General features: G+C 72.3%; 17 protein-coding genes. 10 read left to right on the forward strand and 7 right to left on the reverse strand.

Annotated features, from left to right (window positions below; genetic code table 11):
• The first annotated feature begins 43 nt into the window (after nt 1-43).
• On the forward strand, nt 44-961 hold the full coding sequence (locus ACGH52_RS09795) for a sirohydrochlorin chelatase (protein ID WP_123623030.1): 918 nt from the start codon (nt 44-46) through the stop codon (nt 959-961).
• Entirely contained in the window at nt 933-2021 is a 1089-nt protein-coding gene (gene cobC, locus ACGH52_RS09800; RefSeq protein ID WP_399938624.1) for an Rv2231c family pyridoxal phosphate-dependent protein CobC, read from the forward strand. The genes ACGH52_RS09795 and cobC overlap by 29 nt, the downstream gene beginning before the upstream one ends.
• Before the next feature lie 228 nt (nt 2022-2249).
• Here the strand turns inward: cobC and ACGH52_RS09805 are convergent, their stop codons facing one another.
• The 3 genes from ACGH52_RS09805 to ACGH52_RS09815 form a co-directional block, all read right to left on the reverse strand.
• Entirely contained in the window at nt 2250-3206 is a 957-nt protein-coding gene (locus ACGH52_RS09805; protein WP_399938625.1) for an SCO1860 family LAETG-anchored protein, read from the reverse strand.
• A 186-nt stretch (nt 3207-3392) separates the two neighbouring features.
• Nucleotides 3393-4484, reverse strand: a complete 1092-nt coding sequence (locus ACGH52_RS09810) for an amidohydrolase family protein (RefSeq protein ID WP_399938627.1) — start codon at nt 4482-4484, stop codon at nt 3393-3395.
• A 43-nt stretch (nt 4485-4527) separates the two neighbouring features.
• On the reverse strand, nt 4528-5010 hold the full coding sequence (locus ACGH52_RS09815) for a hypothetical protein (protein ID WP_210976854.1): 483 nt from the start codon (nt 5008-5010) through the stop codon (nt 4528-4530).
• Nucleotides 5011-5187: 177 nt separating this feature from the next.
• Here ACGH52_RS09815 and ACGH52_RS09820 point away from each other — a divergent pair, with 177 nt between their 5' ends.
• From ACGH52_RS09820 to thpD, 5 genes are all read left to right on the forward strand, one after another.
• Nucleotides 5188-6315 (forward strand): pyridoxal-phosphate-dependent aminotransferase family protein, encoded by a 1128-nt coding sequence (locus tag ACGH52_RS09820; RefSeq protein WP_399938629.1) that lies wholly within the window; start codon nt 5188-5190, stop codon nt 6313-6315.
• A 329-nt stretch (nt 6316-6644) separates the two neighbouring features.
• Complete coding sequence (ectA, locus tag ACGH52_RS09825) at nt 6645-7157, forward strand: diaminobutyrate acetyltransferase (protein ID WP_121701312.1); 513 nt, start codon at nt 6645-6647, stop codon at nt 7155-7157.
• A 130-nt stretch (nt 7158-7287) separates the two neighbouring features.
• Nucleotides 7288-8559 carry a diaminobutyrate--2-oxoglutarate transaminase gene (gene ectB, locus ACGH52_RS09830; RefSeq protein ID WP_076973752.1) on the forward strand — a complete coding sequence of 424 codons (1272 nt, stop codon included), beginning with the start codon at nt 7288-7290 and terminating at the stop codon, nt 8557-8559.
• A 123-nt stretch (nt 8560-8682) separates the two neighbouring features.
• Complete coding sequence (locus tag ACGH52_RS09835; RefSeq protein WP_030184764.1) at nt 8683-9081, forward strand: ectoine synthase; 399 nt, start codon at nt 8683-8685, stop codon at nt 9079-9081.
• A gap of 6 nt (nt 9082-9087) precedes the next feature.
• The gene (gene thpD / locus ACGH52_RS09840) at nt 9088-9984 is read left to right on the forward strand and encodes an ectoine hydroxylase (protein ID WP_171987103.1); all 897 of its coding nucleotides are present in this window, start codon (nt 9088-9090) and stop codon (nt 9982-9984) included.
• A 127-nt stretch (nt 9985-10111) separates the two neighbouring features.
• Here the strand turns inward: thpD and ACGH52_RS09845 are convergent, their stop codons facing one another.
• From ACGH52_RS09845 to ACGH52_RS09860, 4 genes are all read right to left on the reverse strand, one after another.
• Nucleotides 10112-11206, reverse strand: coding sequence for an aminotransferase class V-fold PLP-dependent enzyme (locus ACGH52_RS09845; protein ID WP_399938631.1), 1095 nt, complete (start codon nt 11204-11206; stop codon nt 10112-10114).
• A gap of 71 nt (nt 11207-11277) precedes the next feature.
• Nucleotides 11278-11991 (reverse strand): DsbA family oxidoreductase, encoded by a 714-nt coding sequence (locus ACGH52_RS09850; RefSeq protein ID WP_399938633.1) that lies wholly within the window; start codon nt 11989-11991, stop codon nt 11278-11280.
• Between the two features lie 88 nt (nt 11992-12079).
• A complete protein-coding gene (locus ACGH52_RS09855; protein ID WP_121701311.1) occupies nt 12080-12688 on the reverse strand; it encodes a DUF1349 domain-containing protein in 609 nt (202 codons plus the stop codon).
• 131 nt (nt 12689-12819) lie between these two features.
• Nucleotides 12820-14349 carry an aldehyde dehydrogenase (NADP(+)) gene (locus ACGH52_RS09860; RefSeq protein WP_076973756.1) on the reverse strand — a complete coding sequence of 510 codons (1530 nt, stop codon included), beginning with the start codon at nt 14347-14349 and terminating at the stop codon, nt 12820-12822.
• 120 nt (nt 14350-14469) lie between these two features.
• On the opposite strand from ACGH52_RS09860, the gene ACGH52_RS09865 reads away from it, so the two are divergent.
• The 3 genes from ACGH52_RS09865 (at nt 14470) to ACGH52_RS09875 (ending at nt 17270) form a co-directional block, all read left to right on the forward strand.
• Nucleotides 14470-15243, forward strand: coding sequence for an IclR family transcriptional regulator (locus ACGH52_RS09865; RefSeq protein WP_059301842.1), 774 nt, complete (start codon nt 14470-14472; stop codon nt 15241-15243).
• A gap of 3 nt (nt 15244-15246) precedes the next feature.
• The gene (locus tag ACGH52_RS09870) at nt 15247-15717 is read left to right on the forward strand and encodes a GNAT family N-acetyltransferase (protein WP_121700906.1); all 471 of its coding nucleotides are present in this window, start codon (nt 15247-15249) and stop codon (nt 15715-15717) included.
• A 98-nt stretch (nt 15718-15815) separates the two neighbouring features.
• Nucleotides 15816-17270: a peptidoglycan D,D-transpeptidase FtsI family protein gene (locus tag ACGH52_RS09875; protein WP_399938635.1), complete on the forward strand. Its 1455-nt coding sequence runs from the start codon at nt 15816-15818 to the stop codon at nt 17268-17270.
• Nucleotides 17271-17340 lie beyond the last annotated feature (70 nt).

Consider the following 17340-nt stretch of genomic DNA (forward strand, 5'->3'; position numbering starts at 1 on the left):
CCGGGTCCGGGGCGTCCGAATCCGAGAAACCCGAGGAGAACCTGTGACGACCCCGCCCGCCCTGCTCATCGCCGGACACGGCACCCGGGACGAGGCCGGAGCCGAGGCGTTCCGCGACTTCGTGCGCGAGCTGGGCCGACGCCACCCCGAGCTGCCCGTCGCGGGCGGCTTCATCGAACTGTCCCCGCCGCCGCTGGGCGATGCGGTGACGGAGCTGGTGGAGCGCGGGGTGCGCCGGTTCGCGGCCGTGCCGCTGATGCTGGTGTCCGCCGGCCACGCCAAGGGCGACATCCCGGCGGCGCTGTCCCGCGAGAAGGAGCGCCACCCCGGCATCTCGTACACGTACGGGCGTCCGCTGGGCCCGCACCCGGCGCTGCTGCGGGTGCTGGAGCGGCGCCTCGCGGAGGCGGTCGATCCGTCCTGGGACCCGTCCGAGGTGACCGTGCTGCTGGTCGGGCGCGGGTCGACGGACCCGGACGCCAACGCCGAGGTGTTCAAGGCGGCGCGGCTGCTGTGGGAGGGGCGCGGTTACGCGGCCGTGGAGACGGCGTTCGTGTCGCTGGCCGAGCCGGACGTGCCGGGCGGCCTGGACCGGTGTGTGCGGCTGGGGGCGCGGCGGGTCGTCGTCCTGCCGTACTTCCTGTTCACCGGCATCCTCCCGGACCGGGTCCGGCACCAGACCGAGGAGTGGGCCGCCGCGCACCCGGAGACCGAGGTGCGGTCGGCGGACGTGATCGGTCCCGAGCCGGAGCTGCTGGATCTGGTGTGGGAGCGGTACGAGGAGGCCGTCAAGGGCGACCTGCGGATGAACTGCGACAGCTGCGTGTACCGGATCGCGCTGCCGGGGTTCGAGGACAAGGTGGGGCTGCCGCAGCAACCGCACTTCCACCCCGACGACGACGGCGATCACCACCACGGGCACCATCACGGGCATGGACACGCACATTCCCACGCACACTGAGGCCGACGGCCTCGACCTGCGGCATCACGGGGACGCCGAGGTGCGCGACGGCGGTTCGGCGCTGGTGGACCTCGCGGTGAACGTCCGCGCGGACACTCCCCCGGCCTGGCTGCGCGAGCACGTCGCCGCCTCGCTCGGCTCGCTCGCCGCCTACCCGGACGGGCGGGCCGCGCGGGCGGCGGTGGCGGCGCGGCACGGCCTGCCGGTGGAGCGGGTGCTGCTGACGGCGGGCGCGGCGGAGGCGTTCGTGCTGCTGGCACGGGCGCTGAAGGTGCGCCGGCCGGTCGTGGTGCACCCGCAGTTCACCGAGCCCGAGGCGGCGCTGCGGGACGCAAGGCACACGGTCGGCCGGGTGCTGCTGCGGGCCGCGGACGGCTTCCGCCTCGGCCCCGGCGCCGTCCCCGAGGACGCCGACCTGGTGGTGGTAGGCAATCCGACGAACCCGACCTCGGTGCTGCACCCGGCGGGCGTGCTCGCGTCGCTGGCCCGGCCCGGGCGGACGCTGGTCGTGGACGAGGCGTTCATGGACGCGGTGCCGGGCGAGCGGGAGGCGCTGGCCGGGCGCACGGACGTGCCCGGGCTCGTCGTCCTGCGCAGCCTCACCAAGACGTGGGGGCTGGCGGGGCTGCGCATCGGGTACGTCCTGGCCGACCCGGAGACGATCACCGAACTGGAGCGCGCCCAGCCCCTGTGGCCGGTGTCCACTCCCGCGCTGGCGGCGGCCGAGGTGTGCGTGGCGCCGCGGGCCCTGGCGGAGGCCGCCCACGCCGCCCACCGCATCGCCGCCGACCGGGAGCGTCTCGTCGCCGGGCTGGCGGGGTTCGCCGGTGCCGGAGTACGGGTCGTCGGCCCGGCCGAGGGCCCCTTCGTCCTGGTCGCCGTCCCGGACGCGTCCGCCGTACGGCACCGGTTGCGCGATCTGGGGTACGCGGTCCGGCGCGGGGACACGTTCCCGGGGCTGGGCGAGGGGTGGCTGCGCCTGGCGGTACGGGACCGGACGACGACGGACGGCTTCCTGCACGCGTTGCAGCGCGCCCTGCCCCCGACGAAACCGGCCTGATCCCGGCCCGCCCCGCCCTCCGGCCGGTCCCCTCCGACCGGTCCCCTCACCGCCTGCCTCGCCTACGCCGGTCCTGGTCCAGCGCCCCCCGCCTGGACCAGGACCCGGCACCGGCCGCGACGCACGGGGCCACCAGACCGCTGCCCGCTCCCGACCGCCTCCACAGAGACGCCCCCGGCCAGAACCGGCCTGAGACCCGCCCCCCAGCCGGTCCCCCCTCAGCCCCCCTCAGCCCCGCCTGCGTCGGGCCAGGATCAGCGCGCCTCCGCCCGCCAGGACCAGCGCCGCGGCGCCGGCCGCGATGTACGGGGTCGCGGAGCTGCCGCCGGTCTCGGCCAGGTCCGCCTCGGTGCGGGCGCCCTGGGGCTTCACGTCCGCGGCGGGTTCGGCCGCGGGGTCGGCGTCCTGTTCGGCCGGGGGCTCGTCGGCCTTCGCCGGGGGCTGCTCGGCCTCGTCCGCCGGGGCGGCCGGGGACTCGCAGGTCGCCTTGGCCAGGGTGACGGTGCCGTCGACCTCGGCGACGTTCAGGTCGAGGGGGTTGACGGAGACCTTGAGTTCGAGCGCGGTGGCGGCGGCCGTGCGGGAGGTGGTCTCCTCCTTCGAGAGGTCGAGCCGCACCTCTCCGACGCCGGGCACCTTCACGTCCGTCGTCCCGCCGGTGCTGAGCGTGACCTTCTTGCCGAGGACGGTCACCGGACCGAGGAGATTGGCGTCGGCGACCGGCTTCTTCCCCGCCTGGCAGGTCGCCGTGGAGGTGACCTCCTGGACCTCGATCACCGACAGCAGCGGCAGGCCCGGGACGTGGAGCCTGGCGCGGGCCAGCGTCGTGGTGCCCTCGCTCTTCTCGGCGGTGGCCGTCGCCTTGGCCTCGGCCACGTCGGCGCGCAGGACGCTGAAGGGCTTTCCGCCGTCCACGCCGTCCAGCCGGGCGGTGAGCGCGGTCTTCTCGGCGCTCTCGGGGGCCTGAACCTCGTTGAGGGTGACCGCGAGCGGGACGTTCACGGTCTTGTTGAGCAGGGAGACGTCGAGCCCCGTGCGCAGCACGGTGGCGCTCGCGCGGCCGTGGTCGCCGGTCGCGTGGGCGGAGCCCGCGCCGGCCAGGGCCGCGGGGCCCGCGGCCAGGGCCGTGGCCGCCGCGACGGTGGCGAGACGGCGTGCGGGCATGCGGAAGGTGTTGCCGTTCAAGGTGGTGGGACCCCCAGTGAGACATGCGTGCGGGGCACGCATGAGCGACGTGCTTGGGACCCGGACAGAATGTCCCCGCGCCCGCCGAACCGTCAGCGAACCAGGGGCACTTCACTCCTTCGAGGAGTTTTGGCGAACCTTTTCGAATCTCACGGCACGGGTGTTCCCCCGCGTCACTCCCGTCGGCTAACCGACGACCCGTCCGTTGAGCACCACCCGGCGCGGAGCGGTCAGCACGCGCACGTCCGCGCGCGGGTCCTGCTCGTACACCACCAGGTCGGCCGGTGCGCCCTCCTCCAAGCCCGGACGGCCGAGCCAGCGCCGGGCGGCCCAGGTCGTCGCGGCGAGAGCCTCGACGGGCGGGATGCCCGCGGTGACCAGCTCCGCGACCTCGGCCCCGGCCAGCCCGTGGGCGAGGGCGCCGCCCGCGTCGGTGCCGACGAAGACCGGGATGCCCGCGTCGTAGGCGTTGCGGACGGTGTCGTAGCGGCGTTCGTGGAGCCGGCGCATATGGGCCGACCAGCGCGGGAACCGGCTCTCGCCGCCCTCGGCCAGCGAGGGGAAGGTGGCGATGTTGACCAGGGTGGGCACGATCGCGACGCCCCGCTCGGCGAAGAGGGGGATCGTGTCGTCCGTGAGCCCCGTGGCGTGTTCGACGCAGTCGATGCCGGCCTCGACCAGGTCGCGCAGGGAGTCCTCGGCGAAGCAGTGCGCGGTGACGCGGGCGCCCAGGCGGTGGGCCTCCGCGATCGCCGCCTCGACGGCGTCGCGCGGCCAGCAGGCCGACAGGTCGCCGAGGTCGCGGTCGATCCAGTCGCCGACCAGCTTCACCCAGCCGTCGCCGCGCCGGGCCTCCTGGGCGACGTACGCGACGAGGTCCTCGGGCTCGACCTCCCAGGCGTAGTTGCGGATGTAGCGGCGGGTGCGGGCGATGTGCCGTCCGGCCCGGATGATCTTCGGCAGGTCCTCGCGGTCGTCGATCCAGCGGGTGTCCGAGGGGGAGCCCGCGTCGCGGATGAGGAGGGTGCCCGCCTCGCGGTCGGTCAGCGCCTGCTTCTCCGCGACGTCCGCGGGGACGGCCCCGTGCCGGTCCAGGCCGACGTGGCAGTGCGCGTCGACCAGGCCGGGCAGCGCCCAGCCCTCGACGGTGCGGACGTCGGCCGCGCCGGTGGGTCGGTCGTACGAGATCCGGCCGTCGATCACCCACACCTCGTCCCGGACCTCCTCCGGTCCGACGAGCACCCGACCCTTCACGTGCAGCACCGCGCGATCGCTCATGCCCCGCACCCTAAACGGTGCCCGCACGCCCGTCCGGGGCCGGTCACCGGCGGCCGCCGCGGGCTGCCGCGCGGGCGCGCAGCTCGGTCGCGTACCCGGCCCCGACGGCGCTCGCGACGGCGGTCAGGGCCAGGACGGCGGTGGCGGGGTTGACGTAGCCGGGGACGTCGTCGCTGGTGTACTCGCCGCCGTCGGTGGTCTCGCAGACGAACCCCAGGGGCAGGAAGGAGACCGACTGGTCGATGACGTGGAGGGCGCGCTCCTCGTTTCCGGGTGTGCGGCAGGGCGGCGCCGGTGCGGAGCCCGCGCCGCCGTTCGACTCCATGACGGCGCCGGTCACGTGCAGCAGCCCCCAGGCGTACACCGCGACGGCGGCGGCACCGGCGAACGCGGCGAGGGCGTGCAGTGCCGGTCCGGCTCCGGGACCCCGGGCGCGGCGGGCGGCGAGGACGCTCGCGCCGTGGCCGGTCAGCCCGACGGCCGACACCACGGCGACCACGACGACCAGCAGAAGTACGAGGAACACGGGGCCAGTTCATCAGGCACGGACGGCGTCGGCTGTGACGGAAGCCACGATTCCGGGCGTGGGGGTGTCGCAACGGAAGCCCTCCGGCGCGAGTCCCGGCGGACGCCATGGTTACTCTCGACTCCGTACGCCGCGTACCCGCGCCGCACACCCGTCGTCACCGAAGAGAGCACCGCCGTGACCCATCCCTTCCTGGACCTCCCCCCGCTGAGCCCCGCACGCTTCGCCGCGATCGAGGACCGTGTCGCGCGCCTGCTCGGCACCGGGCAGGACGTGGTGGTCATGCAGGGCGAGGCACTGCTGCCGCTGGAGGGCGCGATCCGCGCCGCCGCGGGTCCCGGCACCGTCGCGTTGAACGTCGTCACGGGGCCCTACGGGCAGACCTTCGGGAACTGGCTGCGCGACTGCGGCGCGACCGTGCACGACCTCGCGGTGCCGTTCCACACGGCCGTCTCCGCCGAGCAGGTCCGCCACGCCCTGGCCGAGCACCCGGAGATCGACTTCGTGTCCCTCGTGCACGCCGAGGCGGCGACCGGCAACACCAACCCGGTCGCGGAGATCGGCGAGGTGGTGCGGGCGCACGGGGCGCTCTTCTACCTGGACGCGGTGGCCTCCGTGGGCGCCGAACCGGTGCTGCCGGACGCGTGGGGCGTGGACCTGTGCGTGATCGGCGCGCAGAAGGCGATGGGCGGTCCGGCGGGGGTCTCGGCGGTGTCGGTGAGCGAGCGGGCCTGGACGCGGATGGCGGCGAACCCGAACGCCCCGCGGCGGTCGTACCTGTCGCTCCTCGACTGGAAGGAGCGCTGGATCGACGGCGGGCGCAAGGCGCTGCTGCACGCCCCGGCGCAGTTGGAGATGCTCGCGCTGGAGGCCTGCGTCGAGCGCATCGAGGCGGAGGGCCCCGAGACGGTGCGGGCGCGGCACGCGTCCGCCGCGGCGGCCACCCGGGCGGGCGCGCTCGCGCTGGGCGGCCTCGAACCGTACGTGTACGAGGCGAGGGACGCGGCGCCGGTCGCGACGACGCTGCGGACGCCGGCGGACGTGGACGCGTCCGCGCTGGTGGCCCGCGCCCTGGAGTCCGACCCGGCGCTGCCGCTGGCGGCGGGCGGCGGCGCGCTGGCGGGCGAGATGGTCCGGGTCAACCACTACGGTCCGGACGCGACGCGCGGGGCCGTGCAGGGCTGCCTGGCGGCACTGGGTGCCGCGCTGGTCGAGCGGGGTGTGAAGGCCGATCAGGAGGCCGCCCGGCGGGCCGTCGAGGAGGCGTGGGGGCGTCCGGCCGGACCCGGCCTTTCGCGGGGATGAATTGGAGGGAATTCCTGATACTCGCACAAGCAGAATTAAGGAATTCCACTCAGCGCAGCTTCCCGTATTCTTCTGCCCGCTTTCCTCGGACCTAAACACAAAGATTTCACGACTGCCGACCCTCACATTTCGGACACGTCTCGTACGGGTTACGCGATTGTGACCCGATCCACAAGCCGCCCGTTCTGCGGCTTACGTCCCCGGCAAATCACCACATACCGCCGCCGCCTCGCGCGGGGGCACGCGCCCGCGTGATAACACACGAGGCGCCCATTCGTAACCCCATCCGGCGATGCAATTTCGAATTTCGCTGGGTAAATTCAATTTGCATGACTGCCGCGCAAGCAGACCTGCAAATCGATCGTCCGAGAGTGGCCGACGGTGCCGCCCTGTGGCGGATAGCGAGGGATTCCGAGGTCCTCGACCTGAACTCCTCGTACAGCTACCTGCTCTGGTGCCGGGACTTCGCCTCCACCTCGGCCGTCGTCCGCGACGGGCACGGCGTGCCGGTCGGCTTCATCACCGGTTACGTACGGCCGGACAGTCCCGACACCCTGCTCGTGTGGCAGGTGGCGGTGGACGGGACGTACCGTGGTCGTGGGCTCGCGGCAACGCTGGTCGACGGACTGGCGGACCGGGTGGCCCGCGAACGCGGGATCACCATCCTGGAGACAACGATCTCTCCCGACAACACGGCGTCCCAACGACTGTTCACCTCGTTCGCCGAGCGCCGCGGCGCCCCGCTCGAGCGCGAAGTCCTGTTCGACACGGCGGTGTTCCCCGACGGGCCCCACGAGCCCGAGGTCCTCTACCGCATCGGCCCCCTGCCCGCCGTCGGCTGACGCCTCGCCGAGCCGTCGGGGCACCCCCGACCGGCCCGGCCCCCAGACTTCCCGGCCGGGACCACGACCGGTCCCACCGGATCCGTACGACCTCCCTCTCCCACCCTCACCCCACGAGGAGCGATTTGTCGTGACCATCACCCAGCCCGACCTCAGCGTCTTCGAGACCGTCGAGTCCGAGGTGCGCAGCTACTGCCGCGGCTGGCCCACCATCTTCGACCGTGCGGTCGGCAGCCGCATGTACGACGAGGACGGCCACGAGTACCTCGACTTCTTCGCCGGAGCGGGCTCGCTCAACTACGGGCACAACAACGCGGTCCTGAAACGCGCGCTGATCGACTACCTGGAGCGGGACGGCGTCACGCACGGGCTCGACATGTCGACGACCGCCAAGCGCCGGTTCCTGGAGACGTTCCAGAACACCATCCTGCGGCCCCGCGACCTGCCGTACAAGGTCATGTTCCCGGGCCCGACGGGCACCAACGCCGTCGAGTCCGCGCTCAAGCTGGCCCGCAAGGTGAAGGGGCGCGAGTCGATCGTGTCCTTCACCAACGCCTTCCACGGCATGTCGCTGGGCTCGCTGGCGGTGACCGGCAACGCGTTCAAGCGGGCCGGCGCCGGCATCCCGCTGGTGCACGGCACGCCCATGCCGTTCGACAACTACTTCGACGGCACCGTCGAGGACTTCATCTGGTTCGAGCGGCTGCTGGAGGACCAGGGCTCCGGCCTGAACAAGCCGGCCGCCGTGATCGTCGAGACCGTGCAGGGCGAGGGCGGCATCAACGTCGCCCGGGCCGAGTGGCTGCGCGCCCTGGCCGACCTGTGCGAGCGGCAGGACATGCTGCTCATCGTCGACGACATCCAGATGGGCTGCGGCCGGACCGGCGCCTTCTTCTCCTTCGAGGAGGCGGGCATCACGCCGGACATCGTCACCGTCTCCAAGTCGATCAGCGGCTACGGCCTGCCGATGGCGCTGACCCTGTTCAAGCCCGAGCTGGACGTCTGGGAGCCGGGCGAGCACAACGGCACCTTCCGCGGCAACAACCCGGCCTTCGTCACGGCGACCGCCACGCTGGAGGCCTACTGGGCCGACGGGTCGGCGATGGAGAAGCAGACCCGCACCCGCGGTGAGCAGGTCGAGCAGCACATGATCGCCATCACCGAGGAGAACCTGGCCGACATCAAGGAGTACCGGGGCCGCGGTCTGGTCTGGGGCCTGGAGTTCCACGACAAGGGCCGCGCGGGCCGGGTCGCCAAGCGCGCCTTCGAGCTGGGGCTGCTCATCGAGACGTCCGGCCCCGAGAGCGAGGTCGTCAAACTGCTGCCGGCGCTCACCATCACGCCCGACGAACTGGACGAGGGCATGAAGACCCTGGCCAGGGCCGTGCGCGAGACCGCGTGACCGTCTGACCGTCCGACGACGGGACCGCCGGGCACCACCACTGCTTCCGGCGCCTTCGGGTGGCACTGCCGAAGGCGCCGGGGACCCCACCGCACATCCTCACCTAGGAGGCATCGCAACACCGTGATCGTCCGTTCGTTCAAGGAGTTCGAAGGCACCGACCGGCACGTGAAGAGCGCGTCCGGCACCTGGGAAAGCACCCGGATCGTCCTCGCCAAGGAGAAGGTCGGCTTCTCCCTGCACGAGACGATCCTGTACGCGGGTACGGAGACGTCGATGTGGTACGCCAACCACATCGAGGCCGTCGTCTGCACCAAGGGCGACGCCGAGTTGACCGACCGCGAGACGGGGAAGACGTACCACATCACGCCGGGCACGATGTACCTCCTCAACGGCCACGAGCGGCACACGCTCAAGGTCAAGGAGGACTTCCACTGCATCTGTGTCTTCAACCCGCCCGTCACCGGACGGGAGGATCACGACGAGAACGGCGTCTACCCGCTGCTCACCGAGGAGGTGTGAGTCACCGTGACCACCACCACGAACGTCACCGACCTCTATCCCACCCGCGGCGCCACCGAGGTGGCGACTCCCCGGCAGGACCCGGTCGTCTGGGGCTCCCCGGACACGCCCGGTCCCGTCTCGGCGGGTGACCTCCAGGCCCTGGACCGCGACGGCTTCCTCGCCATCGATCAGCTGATCGCGCCGGACGAGGTCGCGGAGTACCAGCGGGAGCTGGAGCGGCTCACCACCGACCCGGCCATCCGCGCGGACGAGCGCTCGATCGTCGAGCCGCAGTCCAAGGAGATCCGGTCGGTCTTCGAGGTGCACAAGATCAGCGAGGTCTTCGCCAAACTGGTGCGCGACGAGCGCGTGGTCGGGCGGGCCCGGCAGATCCTCGGCTCGGACGTCTACGTCCACCAGTCGCGGATCAACGTCAAGCCCGGCTTCGGGGCCAGCGGCTTCTACTGGCACTCGGACTTCGAGACCTGGCACGCCGAGGACGGCCTGCCCAACATGCGCACGATCTCGGTCTCGATCGCGCTCACCGAGAACTACGACACCAACGGCGGCCTGATGATCATGCCGGGGTCGCACAAGACGTTCCTCGGGTGCGCGGGGGCCACGCCGAAGGACAACTACAAGAAGTCCCTGCAGATGCAGGACGCGGGGACCCCGTCCGACGAGGCGCTGACGAAGATGGCCTCCGAGTACGGCATCAAGCTGTTCACCGGCAAGGCCGGCTCGGCGACCTGGTTCGACTGCAACTGCATGCACGGGTCGGGCGACAACATCACGCCGTTCCCGCGCAGCAACGTCTTCATCGTGTTCAACAGCGTCGAGAACACGGCCGTGGAGCCGTTCGCGGCTCCCATCCGGCGGCCGGACTTCATCGGCGCGCGGGACTTCACCCCGGTGAAGTGACCCGCGTCTGAGACTCGGGCAGGGGCCTTTTCGTGTGGGACGGGAGGCCCCTGCCCGATATTTCTTCCCGGATCTGCCGGACCTGCCGGGATCTGCCGGACCTGCCGGACCTGCCGGACCTGCCGGGTCAGCCCGCCAGCACGTCGAGCAGCCGGTCCACGTCGGCCGCGGTGTTGTACACGTGGAAGGCGGCCCGGAGATTGCCCGCCCGGTCGGACACCTGGACCCCCGCCCCGCTCAACTCGCCCTGCCGGCGGCCCAGCCCCGGCACGGACACGATCGCGGAGCCCGGCGCGTCGACCGCCTCGTGGCCCAGCGAGCGCACCCCCGCGCGGAACCGGTCGGCGAGAGCGGTGTCGTGGGCGTGCACGGTGTCGACGCCCAGTTCCTCGATCAGGGCCAGGGAGTGCCGGGCGCCGGTGTAGGAGAACAGGGCGGGGCTCTCGTCGAACCGCCGGGCGGAGTGCGCGAGTTCCTCGACGGGGCCGTAGCAGCTGTCCCAGGGGCGCTCCCCGGTCGCCCACCCGGCGAACAGCGGGGTCAGCCCGGCCGCCGCTCCCAGGTCCTCGGGCACCACGAGGAAGGCGACGCCGCGCGGGCAGAGCACCCACTTGTAGCCGACGGCGGTCACGTAGTCGAAGTCGTCCGCGGCCGTCGGCAGCCAGCCGTTCGCCTGGGAGACGTCGATCAGCGTCCGCGCCCCGTGCGCCCGGGCGGCTTCCCGCAGCGCGGTGAGGTCGGCGAGCCGCCCGTCGGCGGACTGCACGGAACTGACCGCGACGAGCGCGGTCTCAGGACCCACCGACTCGGCGAGCCGCTCCAGCGGCACGCTGCGCACCTTCAGGTCGCCGCGCGTGTACAGCGGGTTCACCAGGGAGCTGAAGTCGGCCTCCGCGGTGAGGACTTCGGCGCCCGGGGGCAGTGACGCGGCGACGAGGCCGCTGAACGTGGCGACGGACGCGCCGGTCGCGACCCGGGTGGCGGGCACCCCCACGAGGCGGGCGTACGCGGCCCGGGACGCCTCGACGTCGGCGAACATGTCGAGCGGCTGCCCGGCCGCCGCGGAGGCCGCCGCGTCCCGCATGGCCACGAGGGTCCGGGCGGGCAGCAGGCCGGTGCTGGCGGTGTTCAGGTACGTGGTCTTCGGGGCGAACTCGGTACGGACGAGGTTCTCGAAGCTCTCCATGGCACCACTGTGCGGCCCCGTGACCTCCCCGTCCATCGCGTATTTCTACGCGGTTCCTCCAAGTATCGCTTATGCGCGCCCTCTCACCTGCGCCTTCGCCCGGCCCTTCACTCCTGGGGCACCGCGCACCCGTCCGGACCGCAGGCCTGCGCGTCGCCGTCGTCGATCAGCTTCAGCGGCGTGCGCTCGCCCCACGCCTGGGTCAGCGCCTGGGTGAAGACTTCGGCGGGCTGGGCGCCCGAGACGCCGTAGGCGCGGTCGAGCACGAAGAACGGCACCCCGGTGGCTCCGAGCTGGGCGGCCTCCCGCTCGTCGGCGCGCACCTCGTCGGCGTAGGCGGCGGGGTCGGCGAGCACCGCGCGGGCCTCGTCCGCGTCGAGCCCGGCGGCGACGGACAGCTCGACGAGCCGCTCGTCGTCGTTGAACACGGAGCGCTCCTCGGCGAAGTTGCCCCGGTAGAAGGCCTCCAGGAGCGCATCGTGCCGGCCCCGTTCCTTGGCGAGGTGCAGCAGGCGGTGCATGTCGAAGGTGCTGCCGTGGTCGCGGTCCCGGGTGCGGTAGTCGAGGCCCTCGGCGGCGGCCTGCGCGCCGAGGTTGTCCTCACCGGCCCGCGCCTGCGCCTCGCTCATGCCGTACTTGGCGGTGAGCATCGTCAGCACGGGCTGCACGTCGTCCTTGGCCCGCCCGGGGTCCAGCTCGAAGGAACGGTGGACCACCTCGACCCCGTCCCGGTGCGGGAAGGCCGCGAGCGCCTTCTCGAAGCGGGCCTTGCCCACGTAGCACCAGGGGCAGGCGATGTCGCTCCAGATCTCGACGCGCATGTCTCGGCTCTTCTCCAGGTCGTACGACGGCGGAGGCCCTCTCCGCCGTCGTACGTGAACGTTCAAGCAGCGGGTCGCATTCCCGCCGTCAGCTGCCGTCCCGCAGGTCCGCCGGCCAGGTCGGCCGGAACTCCAGGTGGTCGTACGTCACGGTGCAGCCCTCCCCCGTCGGCGCCTGCGCCAGGAAGCCCACCAGGGCGGCGCCGGTCTCCTCCTCGTCACCCAGCGTGAAGAGCCGTACGAAGGTCCAGTGCTCCCCGTCGAGGGAGGCGTGGAAGGCGAAGGCCCGTCCGGTCCGGCTGACCCGGAACCAGACGGAGTCCCCGTCCACGGTGAAGGAGTTGCAGTCGTCGGAGTGCCCCCGGGTGACCACCGTGCAGACGGTGGGCACGTCCGGGGAGTACTCCAGACACAGCTTGGCCCAGGCCCGCTCCCCCACGTGCACGTAGAGCACCCCGGCGTCGAAGGCTCCCCGGAACCCGACGGACACCCGCGCGATCAGCTGGAAGTCCCCGTCGGGCGCCCCCAACAACCGCGGCGCGTCGGACACGGACTCCAACGCTTCCCCGGTCGGCGGCACAAACCGATCCTGCCGTGGCCCGGCGACCCCGGTGAGCACACCGTCGGCGTAGGCCCAGCCACCGTCGGGGCCGTAGGGGCGGAGGGCGAAGGGCAGTTCGGGGAGTTCGAGATTCATGGTTTGATCATCGCAGGCCGGGAGCGTTCACCTAAGGGGCGCGGGGCGGTGTCGATTTTGCGGCTCCGCCGCGCGGGCGCGACAAGCCACGACGGCGCGTGACCCGCCGAACAACCCGCACCCCCACGGCGCTACCGCTCCAGCACCCCGTTGAACCGCCGAGGCAGCCCCAGCGGATTGTCGTCCCGCAGCTCCACCGGCAGCAGCGCCTCAGGCACTCCCTGATAGGCCACCGGCCGCAACCACCGCTCGATAGCGGTACCGCCCACCGACGTGGACGTCGAAGTGGTCGCCGGGTAAGGCCCCCCGTGCTGCTGAGCCGCCGCCACGGCAACCCCCGTAGGCCAGCCATTGACGAGCACCCGCCCCGCCAACGGCGTCACCTCCGCGAGGAGCGCCGCCCCGGCACCCTCCCCCGCCACCTCCTCGGCGGAGAGCTGCACGGTCGCCGTGAGGTTCCCCGGCAGCCGGGACAGTACGCCCCGCACCTCCGCCTCGTCCTGATAGCGGGCCACCACGGTGACCGGCCCGAAGCACTCCTCCAGGAGCAGGTCGTGCTCGCCCTCGGCCGCCAGCCGCGCCGCCGGCACCGTGAGGAACCCGGGGCTGACGGTGTGCTCGCCGCCCGCTCCCGGCGTCACCGGGGAGTCCACGTCGGGCAGCGCGGTGCGCTCGGCGACGCCCGCGACGAAGTTGTCCCGCATGCGGTGGTCGAGGAGCACCCCGGCGTCGGTGGCGCTGACCGCGTCGGTGAGGGACTTGACCAGGCCGTCACCGGCGTCACCGGCCGGCACGAGCACCAGCCCGGGCTTCACGCAGAACTGCCCGACGCCCAGCGTCATGGAACCGGCCAGCCCCGCGCCGATCGCCTCCGCCCGCTCCACGGCCGCCGCCTCCGTGACGACGACCGGGTTCAGCGAGCCCAGCTCGCCGTGGAAGGGGATCGGCACCGGGCGCGCCGCCGCCGCGTCGAACAGCGCGCGACCGCCGCGCACCGAGCCCGTGAAGCCCGCCGCGGCGACCAGCGGGTGCTTGATCAGCTCGACGCCCGCCTCGAAGCCGTGCACCAGGCCGAGGACCCCGTCCGGGATGCCGTGCCGGGCCGCGGCCCGGCGCAGCACCTTGGCGACCAGCTCGGACAGGGCCGGGTGGTCGGGGTGCGCCTTGACGACGACCGGGCAGCCGGCCGCGAGGGCGCTGGCGGTGTCGCCGCCGGGGACGGAGAAGGCGAAGGGGAAGTTGGAGGCCGAGTAGACGGCGACGACGCCGAGCGGCACCTTGTAGCGGCGCAGGTCCGGGATGGGCGGGGTGGCGGTGTCGTCGGGGTGGTTGACGACCACGCCGAGGTACTCGCCCTCGTCGACGATGTCGGCGAAGGCCCGCAACTGGTAGCAGGTGCGGGCGAGTTCACCGGTGAGCCGGACCGGGCCGAGCGCGGTCTCCGCGTCGGCGACCTCGACGAGGGTGCCCTCGGCCGCCTTCAGCTCGTCGGCGGCGCTCCGCAGGAAGGCCGCGCGGACGGTGCGGTCGGCGAGGGCGTCCCGGGCGGCGTGCGCGGCGCGGACGGCGGCGTCCACCTCCTGGGCCGTGGCTTCCACGGCGACCTGTTCACGCTGCTTCCCGGTACGGGGGTCGACACTCCAGACTGGTGCTGCTGCCACGCCGGTCCCTCCACGTGCTCTGCACAGAAGTTGTTCGATATACTGAACGCTGTCTCTACTGATGAATATGCTGTCGAGACTATATCTTCAGCTTCTCGTCGAACGAAGGGGTCAAGGGCGATGTCGGCTGTCGAGACGGGGGGCGGAGCGCAGGTCAAGTCCGCGGTGCGGACGGTTGAGCTGCTCGAGTACTTCGCCGGACGCCCCGGTATGCACTCCCTCGCGTCGGTCCAGGAGGCCGTCGGCTATCCCAAGTCCAGCCTCTACATGCTGCTGCGCACGCTGGTCGAGCTGGGCTGGGTGGAGACGGACGCCACGGGCACGCGGTACGGCATCGGGGTGCGGGCGCTGCTGGTCGGCACCTCGTACATCGACGGCGACGAGGTGGTCGCGGCGGCCCGGCCGACGCTGGACCGGCTCTCCGACGACACCACGGAGACCATCCACCTCGCGCGCCTGGACGGCACCAACGTGGTCTACCTGGCCACCCGCCAGTCCCAGCACTACCTGCGGCCCTTCACCCGGGTCGGCCGCAGGCTGCCCGCGCACTCGACCTCGCTGGGCAAGGCGCTGCTGAGCACGTACAGCGACGAGCAGGTGCGCAAGCTGCTCCCGGAGACGCTCCCGGCACTGACCGAGCACACCATCACCGACCGGGAGAAGCTCATCGAGGAGCTGCGCCTGGTGCGGGAGCAGGGCTTCGCCGTGGACCGCGAGGAGAACACGCTGGGGCTGCGCTGCTTCGGCGTGGCGGTCCCCTACCGCACCCCCGCGCGGGACGCGATCAGCTGCTCGGTGCCGGTGGCGCGGCTGACGCCCGCGCACGAACAGATGGTGAAGGACGCGCTGTTCGACGCGCGGGACCGGCTGACACTGGCCACGCGTAGGCTCTGATCCATGCACATCGCACTGCGCGAGGTACACGACAGCGATCTGCCCGTCTTCTTCCGGCAGATGAACGATCCGGAGGCCCTGCGCATGGCGGCCTTCACGGTGAAGGACCCGGCCGACTGGGAGGCGTTCGCGACCCACTGGAACAAGATCCGCGCCTCCCGCGACGTGGTGCGGACCATCCTCGGCGACGGTGACGTCATCGGCAGCACGGCGGTGTACGGGGATCCGGGCGAACGCGAGGTGACGTACTGGGTGGACAGGGCGTACTGGGGGCAGGGCGTGGCGACGGCCGCGCTGCGCGCCCTGCTCACCGAGGTGCGGGACCGCCCGCTGTACGCGCGCGCGGCGGCCGACAACGCGGGCTCGCGGCGCGTGCTGGAGAAGTGCGGGTTCGTGACCAGTGCGCGGGCGCGGGGGTTCGCGACGGCCCGGGGCGAGGAGATCGACGAGGTCGTCCTGCACCTCGCGGAGTAGCGGCATCGCCGATGAGCGGTCGATGAGAAAGATGAGAAAACGGGGCACACGGGAACGACCGCCTCCCGCCCGTTCGTCTTGTGTGCGGGATGAACGGGATGAACAAGACGATCAGGCGGGCCTCGGTCCTCACGCTGCTCCTGGTGTTCGCTCTGCTGATCAGGGCGACCTGGGTGCAGTTCTACGAGGGCCGGGCGCTCGCGGACAGCAAGGACAACCGGCGCGGCGCGATAGAGACGTACGCGGAGCCGCTCGGGAACATCGTCGTGGCCGGCCGGTCGGTCACCGGCTCGGCGCCGACGGAGGGCGGCGATCTCGCGTACAAACGCACGTACGAGAACGGGAAGCTGTACGCGGCGGTGACGGGCTACGCCTCGCAGGCGTACGCGCCGACCCAGCTGGAGGGCATCTACCAGGACGTGCTCAACGGCACCGATCCGCGGCTGAAGACTGTGCTGGACACGGTCACCGGCACCCGGGCCGAGCCGGGCAACGTGGTGACGACGATCGACCCGGACGTGCAGAAGGCCGGGTTCGAGGCGCTGGGCGACACGAAGGGCGCCGCCGTGGCGATCGACCCGAAGACGGGCAGGATCCTGTCCGTGGTGTCGACCCCCTCGTACGACCCGACGTCGCTGACCGACGCGAACACCGCCGGTGCGGCCTGGAAGAAGCTCACCGGTGACCCGGACAAGCCGCTGACCAACCGCGCGCTGCGCCAGCCGCTGCCGCCGGGCTCGACGTTCAAACTGGTCGTGGCGGCCGCCGCGCTGGAGAACGGGCTGTACGGATCGGTGGACGAGAAGACCGACAGCCCCGACCCGTACACCCTGCCGGGCACCACGACGGACCTGACCAACGAGAACCCGAACGCCCCCTGCGAGAACGCCACGATCCGCACCGCGCTGCGGTACTCGTGCAACAACGTCTTCGCGAAGATGGCCGTCGACCTCGGCCAGGACGCGCTGCGCGCCATGGCCGAGAAGTTCGGCTTCAACGACGAGACGCAGGACGTGCCGGTCCGGGCCTACACCAGCGTGTACCCGAAGGACATGAACCGGTCGTCGACGGCGCTGACGGGCATCGGCCAGTTCGACGTGACGGCGACCCCGCTGCAGATGGCGATGGTGTCCGCGGCCCTGGCCAACGGCGGCGAGCTGGTCTCCCCGCACATGGTGTCGCAGGTCACCGACAGCGGCGGCGACGTCCTGGAGGACCACACCGACGCCGACTCGAGGCGGATCGTCAGCTCCGCCACCGCCGAGCAGCTGCAGTCGGCCATGCGGACCGTCGTCGACGAGGGCACGGGGTCCAACGCGCAGATCGCCGGGGCGACGGTGGGCGGCAAGACGGGCACGGCCCAGCACGGCGAGAACAACAGCAAGACGCCGTACGCCTGGTTCACCTCGTACGCCAAGTCCGACTCGTCGGACAAGGAGGTCGCGGTGGCGGTCGTCGTCGAGCAGTCCGACGCGGCCCGCAGCGAGGTCAGCGGCAACGGCCTGGCGGCCCCGGTGGCCAAGGCGATGATGGAGGCGGCGCTCAAGGGCTGACTTTCCGGGGCCGGTCGGGGCCGGTCTGCCGTACGGTGTTCGGCACCCGGGAAGCCGCCGCGAGGAGAGT

The sequence above is a fragment of the Streptomyces sp. BBFR25 genome (genome assembly GCF_044590125.1).
GTDB classification, from domain to species: Bacteria; Actinomycetota; Actinomycetes; order Streptomycetales; family Streptomycetaceae; genus Streptomyces; species Streptomyces canus_D.